Annotated in this window: 13 protein-coding genes; 1 reads left to right on the forward strand and 12 read right to left on the reverse strand. The window is 27.5% G+C overall.

Annotated features, from left to right (window positions below):
• Positions 1–46: 46 nt before the first annotated feature.
• From psyc5s11_RS18645 to psyc5s11_RS18655, 3 genes are all read right to left on the reverse strand, one after another.
• The gene (locus psyc5s11_RS18645; RefSeq protein WP_224033986.1) at positions 47–1,066 is read right to left on the reverse strand and encodes a DUF3800 domain-containing protein; all 1,020 of its coding nucleotides are present in this window, start codon (positions 1,064–1,066) and stop codon (positions 47–49) included.
• Between the two features lie 493 nt (positions 1,067–1,559).
• Positions 1,560–2,807 carry an anti-sigma-I factor RsgI family protein gene (locus psyc5s11_RS18650; protein WP_224033987.1) on the reverse strand — a complete coding sequence of 416 codons (1,248 nt, stop codon included), beginning with the start codon at positions 2,805–2,807 and terminating at the stop codon, positions 1,560–1,562.
• Positions 2,808–3,362, reverse strand: a complete 555-nt coding sequence (locus psyc5s11_RS18655; protein ID WP_224033988.1) for a sigma-70 family RNA polymerase sigma factor — start codon at positions 3,360–3,362, stop codon at positions 2,808–2,810.
• 215 nt (positions 3,363–3,577) lie between these two features.
• Between psyc5s11_RS18655 and psyc5s11_RS18660 the strand changes: the two genes are divergently transcribed.
• Entirely contained in the window at positions 3,578–4,183 is a 606-nt protein-coding gene (locus psyc5s11_RS18660; RefSeq protein WP_224033989.1) for a zinc dependent phospholipase C family protein, read from the forward strand.
• A 164-nt stretch (positions 4,184–4,347) separates the two neighbouring features.
• On the opposite strand, the gene psyc5s11_RS18665 is transcribed toward psyc5s11_RS18660, so the two are convergent.
• The 9 genes from psyc5s11_RS18665 to psyc5s11_RS18705 all read right to left on the reverse strand — a co-directional run bounded on the left by psyc5s11_RS18665 (position 4,348) and on the right by psyc5s11_RS18705 (position 13,469).
• Positions 4,348–5,046, reverse strand: a complete 699-nt coding sequence (locus tag psyc5s11_RS18665; RefSeq protein ID WP_224033990.1) for a response regulator transcription factor — start codon at positions 5,044–5,046, stop codon at positions 4,348–4,350.
• Positions 5,047–5,191: 145 nt separating this feature from the next.
• Complete coding sequence (locus psyc5s11_RS18670) at positions 5,192–6,643, reverse strand: sensor histidine kinase (RefSeq protein WP_224033991.1); 1,452 nt, start codon at positions 6,641–6,643, stop codon at positions 5,192–5,194.
• A gap of 54 nt (positions 6,644–6,697) precedes the next feature.
• Positions 6,698–7,435, reverse strand: a complete 738-nt coding sequence (locus psyc5s11_RS18675; RefSeq protein WP_224033992.1) for an ABC transporter permease — start codon at positions 7,433–7,435, stop codon at positions 6,698–6,700.
• Positions 7,432–8,157, reverse strand: a complete 726-nt coding sequence (locus psyc5s11_RS18680; RefSeq protein ID WP_224033993.1) for an ABC transporter ATP-binding protein — start codon at positions 8,155–8,157, stop codon at positions 7,432–7,434. The genes psyc5s11_RS18675 and psyc5s11_RS18680 overlap by 4 nt, the downstream gene beginning before the upstream one ends.
• A gap of 177 nt (positions 8,158–8,334) precedes the next feature.
• The gene (locus psyc5s11_RS18685; RefSeq protein ID WP_224033994.1) at positions 8,335–9,210 is read right to left on the reverse strand and encodes a hypothetical protein; all 876 of its coding nucleotides are present in this window, start codon (positions 9,208–9,210) and stop codon (positions 8,335–8,337) included.
• A 278-nt stretch (positions 9,211–9,488) separates the two neighbouring features.
• Positions 9,489–9,926 (reverse strand): ACT domain-containing protein, encoded by a 438-nt coding sequence (locus tag psyc5s11_RS18690; RefSeq protein ID WP_224033995.1) that lies wholly within the window; start codon positions 9,924–9,926, stop codon positions 9,489–9,491.
• Positions 9,926–10,822, reverse strand: coding sequence for a homoserine kinase (gene thrB / locus psyc5s11_RS18695; RefSeq protein WP_224033996.1), 897 nt, complete (start codon positions 10,820–10,822; stop codon positions 9,926–9,928). Before thrB ends, psyc5s11_RS18690 begins: the two co-directional genes overlap by 1 nt.
• A gap of 14 nt (positions 10,823–10,836) precedes the next feature.
• Positions 10,837–12,294 (reverse strand): threonine synthase, encoded by a 1,458-nt coding sequence (gene thrC / locus psyc5s11_RS18700; RefSeq protein WP_224033997.1) that lies wholly within the window; start codon positions 12,292–12,294, stop codon positions 10,837–10,839.
• 236 nt (positions 12,295–12,530) lie between these two features.
• A complete protein-coding gene (locus tag psyc5s11_RS18705) occupies positions 12,531–13,469 on the reverse strand; it encodes a DUF6414 family protein (RefSeq protein ID WP_224033998.1) in 939 nt (312 codons plus the stop codon).
• Positions 13,470–13,566: the final 97 nt, after the last annotated feature.

The following is a 13,566-nucleotide window of genomic DNA, read 5'->3' on the forward strand; positions in this document are numbered from 1 at the left end:
AAAAATAAATGCCTTAAAGGGAAACCCCTAAGGCATTTTATTTTTCTTAATTTTTCGCAACTAGAGCTTTCTTCTCAATTCTTTTCATCTTAAAATCTATATCTGAAAGTATTTGAAATATTATACTATCGTTTTTCCTACTTAATAAAGCTTCTTCCAATTGTTGATTTAAAAAGTGAATTTCATTTGATAATTCACTAATTTCTTTTTCTTTTTGACTAATTTTTGTATCTTTATGCTCTAATTGTTCTTTTAATGTTTTTAATTCTTTGTTAAATGTTTCTATACTATTATAAGAAATCTTTTCTAATTGTTTATGAGATATCTGTACTGCTGTATCCTTATAAATTTTGTGCTTTATTACATTAAATATTTTATCAGTATTCCCATATTCAATATATGACATTAGTTTACTATCAAATTCTCTTAACCCATTTGAAACTCTAAAGAATATATTATTTAATATATTTGATATTTCTATGCCTAATCCATATTTTTCATTATCTTTTTCAGATACAATGAATGCATTAATTTTATTTTCCATATCCTCTGACATACTTAAATTTCTCTCGTTATATACATCAAAAAAACTTTGTTGTACTGTATATCTAGTCTTTGAGTCCCTAGCTTCCATAATTATCGTACCACATTCCCCATTTTTCTTTACGATGAATGAGTTGAAATTTTTAAATAAATTGTTAGTTGCTATATCATATGATTCTTTTATATTTTTAATATCTTGTTTTATTGTACTTGATATTATAGTAAATTTTAAACCTTTAAATAGGAATGGTAGTCCATCTAAAAATTCTTTTCTTTTTGCTTCATTATATTTTTTTAAAACCTTTTCATTAACTATAATATCATCTAAAAAAATATTAATATTTTTCTTACCAAATACTTCTTCCTTGTATTTATCAATTTTTGTTTTTAATTCACATTGTTTATTTTTTAAATCCATGCAATAATCGTGTTCAAATATCACTCCAATCATTGAAAAATTATTAATTCTATCCGTACTTAAAAAGCCTCTTTCATCAACAAACATAACATATTTTTTTCCCATATAACTCTCCCCTTTAACAAATATAATAATTATGTCTTCACATTTATTTGAATGTTTTATAATTAGTATTCCAATTATTTAAGCGAGTACAAACATCTTATCTAAACATTATTTTGCATAGTTATTTCGGGTCATTTTTATGTTAACGTTCTCAGACCAATGGAATTTATTCATTGATATATAAATTTTTATTGGTATTTAAAAAATATTTTTTACTTATCCCATTTGTTCCACCCCCATTTTTTTTATTTTCTCTGCTTACTTTACTTATTCTACACCAAATCATTTTTTCCTCTAATTATTTAGCAATAATAAATATAATTGTTAAATAAATTCAAATTTATATTGCAATTGTATTATTTCATTCTAAATACTAATATGTTATGTAACCCCATATTTAGAACAAATTTATCAAACTATATTTAATCATATAAAAAATAACAAACCGATATAAATCGATCTGCTATTTTTTGATGTATCTTATTTAATTATCCTAATTTTTATTTTTATTATCACCTTTATTTTCTGAGCTTGAATTTCCATTATAACTATCGCTTGCTTTTAAAACGTTGCTATTGCTACTATTACCTTTTGAGTCTGAGCTACTACTATTTTCTGACTTTGAAGAATTGCTATTTTCTTGTGACTTTACATTATTGCTGTTATTTTGTTTTTCAGTTGTAGTGGTTGTAGTCTTTTTTTCTTCATTTCCATTGGTATTACTATTTTCTTCTTTTTTACTATTACTATTTACATTATTATTTTCCTCTTTTTTAGCATTACCATTATTATTTTTTTCTTGTTCTACAATTTTAGCTTCCTCTAAATCATTTGATGTTTCAGATAAAGTTGCTTGTTCTGTAACTGTATCTGCAGTTGCATCAGTAGCTACATCAGCTTTTGTATCAGTGCTTGTACTATCCTCTGTAGTAGTCTCTTGACTCTTATTATTTTTTCTTAATTCTTTAGTTTTCTTTTGTATGTCCTTTACAGAACTATCTTTATAGTCTTCTATTGTTATTGCTGAATCTAATTGTTGAAGTTTTTGTATAAGATTTAACTTACCAGGTGTTATTCCAAGTTTTCTAGCTTCATCTCTTCTTACAAGAGCCACTTTTTCAGTTTCAACTTCTGCATCCACATCATTGTTATCTAATGTTACCTCTGCAACTTCTTTTAAAGATTCATTCAATTCAGTTGCCACACTTTCCTTGTCTGTAGATGTAGTAATTTCAACTACAACTGCAGATGTAGTTGTAACATCTTGAGTTATGTACCCTTCAGAAATTGCATTTGAAATTACAGCACTAACAGCAGCCTTAACATCAGTGTTTACTAAATCAGTACCTTCTAATATTTTTTCACCATCTTTATTATACGCTTCAACTGATACTACCGTGTCAAAAGCATTTACACCTAATTCAACACTTGGATTAATATCCATGCTAACATATGCCACTGGGGTTTTAGCATATGCATATCCACCGCCTGCTAAACTTAAAATCACTGCAGCAGATAATGCTAAAGCTATTTTTTTCTTCATAAAAATACCTCCTAAAATATTATTAATTTTTTCTTTATTTACATTGCTTTCTCTATAACAGCCTGTCTTTTTCTTTATAGACTTTTCAATACGCTTCCTAGTAGAAGAATCTAATGATAATTTAATATCTTCATCTAATAGTAATTTAGTATCCCTTATATTTAAATCATCTAATATGTCAAATAATTTATCGTCCACTTATAAAATCCCTCCCAATATTTTTTTTAGTTTTTGCATACATCTTGATACTTTTTTATCAATAGTATTAACCTTCAAACCAATATTCTTAGAAATATCCTTTGAACTTTGATATAAATAATATTTTCTTATAATTATTTCACTATCAGGTTCTCCTAAAGATTTTATAGCATCTATTAATAGTAAATTGCTCTCTTTTAATAAGATTGAATCTGCTACTTCATCTACCATGGTATATAAAGTTTCTGATACATCGTCTATAGGAATATGCTGATTATTTTTATTTTTCCTATACATATCTATGGCTTTTCTTTTTGCTATAATTGCCAGAAATGCTTTAACTGATCCCTTTTGTAAATCAATTCTATTTTTATAATGAAATACTTCAAAAAATACATCACTTACGCATTCCTCTATATCTTCTTTTGAATAAATGCCTGAAAGTTTATTAAATATTATTGTATAAATAAGTGCCATGTAGTTATCCATCATCATTTTGAGACCTGTCTCAGGCTTATTATTCAATAATTTTAGTAATTCAATATCAGAAATCAAAGTGCACCTTCTTTCTATCAAATTTGATTTATATAATATATTTCGTAATATATTATATAAATCTGACAAAGCAAATTAAACAACTGAATTTATATATTGTTTATATTTGATTTAGAGTAAATTTACAAAATTGTTTTAAAATTTAATCAGCAATTAACATTACTATGCTTTAATTTATTTATATACAAAATTTATAATACGAGGAGAGATTAATTATGAAAGTAAAAACTCATGTTAAATTAGCAGAATTATCTTTAATTAGAAATATGAATATTATTCCAAAGGGATTTTCTAAGTTTATGTTTAATTTTGGTCTTGTAATGGTTGATCAAAGTTGGCTTGTTAAAACTCATCCTCATTATATGCAAAAATCTCTTGAATACATTACAAAGAAAATAGAAGAGCTTATTTCAGTGAAAAAGTTTAATGCTTATCATTCAATGCAACTAGGAATAGTTGTTCACTATCTTTGTGACTTTTGCTGTAATTCTCACATTACTGGCTCAATTGGCAATATTTCATATCATTTAAAATATGAACGTGAATTACAAAAGCATTTATTTTCAAATTTTGATATTTTCAAGAACAAGTTTCATAAAAAATCACATAATATGAACTTAACTTTAAATAACATATCTTCAATAAAAACTTCAATTGAAGATACATTACTTAAATATACTAAAGGTCAAGCATCTTATTTATGGGATATTACACACTGTGTTGAAATTAGTTCTATTGTTTGCTCTGCTATTTTTAATTTTAATCTCAATTTCTCAAATAATATTGAATATTCTAAGAAACAATTTCAATTATCTAATTAGCAGATGCTAACATATTAGTAATCATTGAAAATAATAGATGGAATAAAAATATATAATTTTTTAAATAAAACTAGGGCTTGCTGAGCAAACCCTAATTAAATAAGTAAAACTTATAATTTATTATTCAAAAAACGTTAAATGAATTTTCAAACTACTCTGAAAATCTATATTTTAAATCTATAGCCTGCACCCCATACAGTTTCTATAAATTTAGGGTTACTACTATCCTCTTCAATCTTGTCTCTTATTCTATTAATATGAACTGTAACAGTGGCAACATCACCAAAACAATCTAGCCCCCAAATTCTATCTAAAAGAGTTGCCTTTGAAAATACAATATTAGGATTAGTCGCTAAAAATAATAGCAGTTCAAATTCTTTGTTTGCAAATTTGACTTCTTTTTCATCAACATACACTCTCCATGCCTGTGTTAATATTTTTAATCTCCCAAAATTTATAACACCAAGTTCTGTGTCATCCCTTTTTTCTACTGTCGTTAATCTATCATAACGAGAAAGATGTGCATTTACTCTAGCTACAAGCTCACTAGGATCAAAAGGCTTAACAATATAGTCATCTGCTCCAAGTCCAAGTCCTCTAATCTTATCTATAGATTCTTTTTTTGCTGTAACCATTATTATAGGTATCTCTTTACTCTTTCTTATTTCTCTGCAAATCTGAAATCCATCGGTGCTAGGAAGCATTAAATCTAATAGTATTAAATCAAATTCCTTATTTAGTGCAAGCTCTAATCCTTTATCTCCAGTCATTGCTATCTCTGTTTCAAATCCATTTATTTCAAGATAATCTCTTTCTAATTCTGCGATAAGTTCATCATCTTCTATAATCAATATTTTCCTCATTTTTCTCCCCCATTATAACTATATTAATGCATATTTAAAGAATGACAAATTGTTGTGCTCGTCTTTTTTTCCTTAAGGTATGCTCAACTAATTTTATCTAGAATATAAAATTCCACCTAAAAAGTTTCACTTTTTTGATTGTGCCTTAATCTTGGGCAACTATTGGTAATATTATAGTAATGACAAGTCCGTCCATGTTTTGAGCCGCAATTGTACCACCATGTGCCTTTACTATATGTTCAGAAATAGAAAGTCCAAGTCCACTACCTTCACTTGTATTAGTTCTCGCTACATCTTCCCTATAAAAACTGACAAATAAACGTGAAAGGTTTTCTTCTAAAACACCTGGACCATCGTCCTTAATCCTTAAAACAATACTATCTCCTTGTTTATTTACTGTAATATGTACATTTCCATAATCACGAAGTTTATATTTTGCACTATTTTCAAGTATGTTCATTAGAACTCTATTTATTTCTTCAGAATCAATATTGATCAAAATATTATCATTACAACTATTTTCATAATATAAATTAAGACCTTTTCTTTCAAATTCATCTAAAGCACTTTTAAAGAAACTTCTTAAAAATTCATTACAATATACTTTTTCAAAATGAAACGGAAACTTTCCTGTATCTAGCTTAGAAAATAAAAATAATTTATCAACTAACATATCCATATCACAAGCTTTATTATATATAATATCATGATATCTTTCACATTTCTCAGGAGTATTTGCAACACCATCTTTTAATCCTTTAACATATCCCTTAATTGTTGTAAGCGGAGTACGTAAATCATGAGATATTCCTACAACTAACTCTTTTCTATTTTCTTCATATTTCAATTGCATTTCAACAGATTCTTGTAGTCTAATTCTCATTTTATCAAAATCAGCACAAACCTTTGTAAATTCATCATTCCCTTGATAATTCATTTTAAAATCAAGGTTACCTTCTTCAATTTGGCCTGCACCATAACTTAATAAATCTAAAGGCTCTATCAAACTTTTAGCTACACGTGAGGATAATATACCATTTGTAAATATAATAATAAGTAATGCTATTACAAATACAACTCCCATATAACTAACAAAAAAAGTTCTAACCTCAGCTTTCATATGCTCATGACCCATTAAACTATTGCTTTTAACAGCAATAATGCTGATTGTTTTATCATTATTTATAAAAGAATTTTTGACTAAAGAAATCGAATTAATTTCAAGTACTATTGAATCTGATGAAGATACCATATCACTTTGGATTCTTGAAATAGAATTTTTATCTTCCTCAGTTAAATTTGAAAAGATAGTTTCGTTATCACTAGTAATTATTAAATTATATCCTACATCTTTAAGAATTTTTTTAATTTTTTCATCTTCTTCATTTTCTTTATTATTTTTTTTTAAATCTTTACTATAAGAATTTAAAACTTTCTGTACATAATAAGTTCCATTATTATCATCTAAGCCCTTTATCTTTTTACCATATATCTCTATAAAGCCCTCAAGCACTCCTCCAGCAATAGCTACTATTAATATTGCTGGAACTACTAACATAAGAATATTAGAAATAGTAAGACGCTTTTTTATCATCATAATAAGGTATTCCCCCTAATTTATATGTTAACTAGGAGGTGCCTCCTAGTTGTTTTAATATTCTTTCTTCTCAAACAATGCATACGCTCCTGAAAAAAATATTAATGAATATCCCAAAAGCAATCCTATAATTGTTAAAATTGATTTGATTGGCATTTGAGCTCCAATAAAGAGTTTATACCAATTTGTATATGAAATAAATATCATTGAGGATACTTTCGGAACAATTATTCCGCTTAACATAATTATAATATAAATTAGCACTGAAAACATTACTGAAGAAGAGCTATTTTTTGATAATTGTGATATTAGTATGGAAAGGAGAATTGTTGGTATTATAGGTAATATTGATACAACATATGCCATAAAAATCTCTGGAATACTTATGATTTGTGTTCTTCCAAAGAATATTTCCATAACTAAACCTATTATAAATGTGATTATTAAAATGCTTGCTACATAAATTAAAATAGCTATCATCTTAGAAATAAGAATTTCATTTCTACTTATAGGCCTTGTTATCACAGCTTTAATTGTTCCATTTTCTTGTTCTGCTGCAAAAAGATCAGCAACTACCATAAAAATAATTAATGGAATAAGAACATTCGTCAATATTGATAATATGTTTAATGGAAGATTAGATAATGAAACATTAATTAATCCTCCTGTATAATTGCTTATTAAGCCTAAGGCTATACTTAATATTCCAATACAAATTAATAATACTTTGTACTTACTTCTTTTAAATATTTTTGTACTTTCATTAATTATTCCGATTCTTATTGTATTCATATCTCTTCCTCCTTTCTCCCAACATGGCTAAGAAAATACTTTTCTAGAGTTTCGCATTCATCTAGTGCATTTTTCATTGATGTTACATTTAATAATTTTCCATCCTTCATAATACCAACTTTATTACACATAAGTTCTATTTCATGAGAAATATGACTTGAAACAAGAAATGTTATACCAAGTTTTGCTTGTTTCATTATGATTTCTCTAATATCTACAGTTCCTTCTATATCTAATCCATTCGTAGGTTCATCTAAAATCACTAATTTAGGTTTAGATATTAATGCTAAAGCAAGCCCCAAACGTTGCTTCATTCCAAGGGAAAAGTTTTTGGCCTTCTCATTGGCATATTTTGTTAATCCTGTTTGTTGCAGCATATCATCTATTCTTGGTGTTTTGATTTCTGCATAATAATTTGCTGCAAGTTTTAGATTTTCTCTAGCTGTAAGATACTCATAAATTGCTGGTGATTCAATAAGGCATCCGATTTCTTTAAATGCCTTTGAACTTTCTTCTAAGGAATCACTTCCAAGTATTTGAACACTTCCTTTGTCTGCATATGACAAACCAGTGATAATTTTCATAGTAGTAGTTTTTCCAGAACCATTTGGACCAAGTAAACCCAAAATATCTCCTTTTTCAATTTCAAAGGATATATCCATTATTCCACGACCATTTTTATATGTCTTTGTTAATTCATTCACTTTAAGTACAGGTGCCATAGTAATTCCTCCTCTTCCGTTAAAAATAAGTGTCTCAAAATTTTAAAATGAAAAATCTATTTTTTTTTCAAATTAAATTTTGAGACAGTTCTTATACTTAACTACATTTGTATCAAATTTCTAGGAATACATACATAATCCTAGTTTCCACTGTAGTGATCTATATATTAATATTTATTATTTTGAGTGTTGTTTATTGTTCATTTTATCTTGCATAGTTTGTACTTGCTTACCTGTTGTATCAATTGAATCTGCTTTTGTTGAATTCACACCACTAATAGTAGTATCTGCTGATACTTCAAATTCATGCGAAACACCACTTTCATCTTCGCCAGTAATTACAATTTTAAAGGCATTATCAGTCAATGTACTTCCATTTACTTTGGCAGTCATACTCAAAGATTTAACATCTACATTTTTTAAATTTGTTATACTTTTCAATGCATCTTTTAATCCATCTTTTGAATCTTCACCTTTATTAAAATCTTTTTTATTATTTGCCTCTTCAACAGCTGCTGAAATAGCTAATTTTGCAAGTTCAGGAATTTGTGCACCCTCAAGATTTACGCTAATTGTATCTCCGTCTACAACAAATTGATTTTTAACATCTCCAACTAGAGTATCTAAAACCATTTCTCCTAGTTTTGATTTACTTGATGAAGCATCAAATTTTCTCTCAACTTTCCCATTTTTCGTTTTACCATTACTATCACTAGAATAATAATTTTCTCCATCCTTTACAATAGATTTACCATCTATTCTACTTGTCTCAGTTTCTTTTGTAACATCTTCAATTTTTATATTTGTAATTGAAGAATTATTAGCACCTTCAAGCTTTTCTACACTAGTTCCTGAAATGTCAGTATTTCCATTATCTTTTACTTCAAATGATGTTTGGAATGTAGCATTGCTAGTAACTGCTAAATTTTTTGCTGCACTTTTATATGTTTCATATCCTGAAGCTCCACTTGCTGATGCGACTGCAGTAACTGATAATAACATACACCCAGTTAATGCCGTAACCATTATTGTCTTAATTTTTTTACTTTTCATAGTTTACATCTCCTTTTATTTTTTATCTATTAACCTGTAAATTTGTAATTTTTAAATTTATGCATTAATAGCTTAATTTAATTATAAAAGTCATGTGTAATCTTTTTATAAATGATATATAAATAATATATAAACAGATGATCTATATATCATAATTAACTCTAATATAATATATCATTCTTTAAAACTATGGTTTTTATTGATATAATGCTCTATATATAAAAACGAAAATAATAATAGCCTTAAAGTGACCCCCATCACTTCAAAGCTATTATCTTTTATTCCATACCGACAAACTCAACTTTCTCCACATTATGAATGTTAAGCAATCCATCAGTTAATGTTTTTATATCTCCATCCACAGTTGATAGATCTATTGTTATACTTAAATTAGCATATCCATTTAGAGGTATACCTTGATTTATTGTCAATATATCTCCTCCTTGCTCTGCTATATAATTACTAATATTAGATAAAACCCCTTTTTCATTTTTCAATATAATGTTAAAAGTTATTTTTCTGCCTTCTGAAGTTTCTGAAAACTCAAATACAAAGTCTTTATATTTGTAATATACACTTCTGCTTATGCCTGCTATCTTTACAGCTTCTGTTATTTCTTTTACCTTTCCATCTTTTAAAAGTTTTTTTGCATAAAGAACTTTTTCATAAACGTCAGGTAAAACCCTTTTATCTATAACTAAGTAATCTCCACTCATTAGTTTGTACCTTCTATAATGGTTGCCCCCGCATCATCAATAGATAACTCTAATATATCCCATTCCAATTCTTTTATTTTTAAAAATTCTTTAAGCTCATTGCTAAAGCGCTTATCTTCTTCGTTAATAATTGCCATGATTGTTGGACCTGCTCCACTTAAGTAACACCCTAATGCTCCTAATTCATAGCTCTTATTATATACCTCTTCAAAACCAGGAATTAACTTACTTCTGTAGTTTTGGTGAAAGGCATCTTTACATGCATATTTTATCAATTCATATTTACCACTTGAAAAACATGCTACCATAAGAGCTGCTCTTGAAACGTTATAAACACCATCTTTTAAGCTTATCTCTTTTGGAATTACACTTCTTGCTTTTTTTGTAGATAATCTAAAATTAGGGATTATTGAAACAAACTTAATTCCCTTCTTTACATCTACTTTATCGTAAAAAGTCTTATTTTCATCAACTATCGCAACAACCATACCCCCAAGTAGTGCTGGCGCAACATTATCTGGATGACCTTCAATTTCTACTGCCATCTCTAATAATTCATTATCAGTAAACTTCTTGCCTAAGATTTCATTAGCTCCTACTAGTCCCCCAACTATACATGTAGAGCTACTTCCAAGGCCTCTAGCTACTGGTACATCTTGCTTGATTTCACTTATTTCTAATCCTTTTATTTTATAGCCCGCTTTATCAAAACAAAGTTTCATTGCTTGATAAATTATATTTCTTTCATTACAGAATTCTTCTGGCATTCCCTTGAATTTTAAACCCTCTTCTAATTCTCTGAATTCAAAATCATTATATAGATTTAACGCTATTCCAAGCGAATCAAATCCTGGGCCCATATTTGCTGATGTAGCTGGTACTCTAACTTTAATCATACGCATCTCTTCCCCTATGAATTTAAGTAAGAAAGTAGAGCATCTCTCATTTCTGACTTATCCCAAACTTCATCATGTAATACTTTAGCTGTTTCCAAAGTGCTCAAGCTATTTGGTATTTTATTATTTGTTTTATTTGATAACTCTTCCAACACTTTAAAATCATTTATTCCCTCAATATCAATATTAAGAGCATTACAAATGCTTGCTGGGAATTTGAATGGACTTGCTGTTGAAAGTATTAAAGCTGGTTTATCATCTTTAGTTTCTTCTACATATTTATTTTTAACTACATATGCTACTGCAGTATGTGTGTCCATTAAGTAATTGTCTTTTTCATAAACTTCTTTTATTGCTGCATATACTTCTTCAGTATTTGCAAAGTTTCCATAGAATTCTTTTATAAAGTTTTTGATTTTTTCATTTACTTCATAAACACCTTTAGTATTTAAATCTTTCATCAATTGACTAACAACTTCAGTGTCTCTTCCGCTTGCTTCATATAATAATCTTTCAAGATTTGATGAAACAAGTATGTCCATTGATGGTGATTCTGTTAAAACAAGTTCTCTCTTCTTATCATATACCCCTGTTTCAAAGAAGTCTGTTAAAACTTTGTTTTCATTTGATGCACAAATAAATTTATCTATTGGTAATCCCATTTGTTTAGCATAATATCCTGCTAAAATATTTCCAAAGTTACCTGTTGGAACCACTACATTTATAGCATCATCTTTTTTTATTACCCCTTGATTTACTAAATTAAAATATCCATAAAAATAATACACTATTTGAGGTACAAGTCTTCCAATGTTAATTGAGTTTGCAGATGATAAAATAAATCCTTTTTGAGCTAACCCTGCTCTAAAATCATCATCTCCAAATATTTCTTTTACTCCAGTTTGAGCGTCATCAAAGTTTCCCTTTATTCCAACGACCTTAACATTGTTTCCTTCTTGACTTGACATTTGTCTCTCTTGAATTGCACTAACCCCATTTTTAGGATAATAAACTACAACTTTAAAGCCTTCAACATTTGCAAAACCCTCAAGTGCAGCTTTTCCAGTATCTCCTGATGTTGCAGTAAGAATTGTTATATCTTCTTTAACATCACAGATTTTCTTAGCTCTTTTCATAACTTGTGGTAAAAATAATAATGCTGCATCTTTAAATGCACAAGTTGGTCCATGATATAATTCTAAAAAGTTATTTTTAACTTCTACATTAAATCTATCATTATATGCATCATTAATTGCCCCCATTAATTCTGCATCATCAATGTCTGTGAAATATTCATTAATAATCTTAAATGCTAAATCTTCATATTTGATTTTTGTGTCTTTTTTTAATTCATCATATACCTTAGGAAATTCATCTGGTACATATAGCCCTCCATCTTTTGAAAGTCCATTAATTATGGCCTCAGCAGATGTCATATCTTTTTCTAATCCTCTAGTACTTCTAAACTTCATTCTAATCTCACCTCAAAATTGTATTCTTAGCGATTCAAAAATAATAACAAGTCATATGTTGGTATATTTTAACTTGCTATTTTCTTTAATCTGCCATAAATATGAATATATATCCTTTTTCATCAACAAATTTTATTATATATAAACATATTTCACTTGTAATATATATTATCATGTATTCAATAGATACACAAGTGTTTTTGTGTAAAATACATAATAATTGTTTATGAAACTATTTACATATAAATATTCAAAGGCATTATTTGAATTGCACATTCATTTATTCTTAAATTTGGACATTCTGGCACTAAAATATCATTTTTCTTTAAGCATTCTAAAAGTGGTGTGCATTTTTTTAAAAAGTTTTCATAAAACTCTTCCTGACCTGTTTTTCTAAGTAAACTTATGGAATCACATTCATCACTACAAGTTTTTATTACCTTTCCTACAACCTTGCAATGACAATTGATATTATCAAATACACTACATCTGTTATTCATAAAATTATCTTTATTTACAGTTAAAATTGCAACTCCATTTCCACTTTTCATTATTAAATCTTGAGTATTATTATAAGTTAAAATACTTTTTATATATGTTAACATCTTTAAAAAAATCGAAAAATCAATATTTTCTTTGCAGTCTTTTGATAATGTATTTAAATAATCAGTCCCAAATATCGTTATTAAATTTATCAATGTATCAATATATGACAAAACACCTTTGTTGGTTATTATTCCTTCAATTTCAATTAAATCACCACTAGCTATATTATTATTTTCTATATCCATCTCGTTCTTATGTTGCAATTGATCATTTTCATTAAGATAGTCAATTAAATTGCCATTTAACACAAACGTTGTATAGGTAGTTTTAACTTCTTTTTCTTCTCTTATACATTGTCTTGAATCTATATCTTTCTCCATATGATGGTGTTCAAAATCAGTATTAGCTTCTAATTTATTTTTATCTTTAAAACCTTCTCTCTCATTTTTTGTAACACTTCCTTGGTTAGAGCTTTCAATCCTGTCTCCTTGGTGAAATCCTGCAGATATTGTTCTATCAAAAGCTTGAGTTTTTGTTATTGTTTCTATAAATCCTGTTAATACTAGTGACGATAAATTTCTGACTAAATTTTCATCTAAATAAACAAGTACATCAAAAGGATTACTCATGTCTACTCCTTTCAAAAGGATTGATAATTTTATACTTATATATTATTAATATTCATATTAATGCAAAATATTATTTATGATTTTATTTTTACTTTAT

The sequence above is a fragment of the Clostridium gelidum genome, from assembly GCF_019977655.1.
Classification (GTDB): Bacteria; Bacillota; Clostridia; order Clostridiales; family Clostridiaceae; genus Clostridium; species Clostridium gelidum.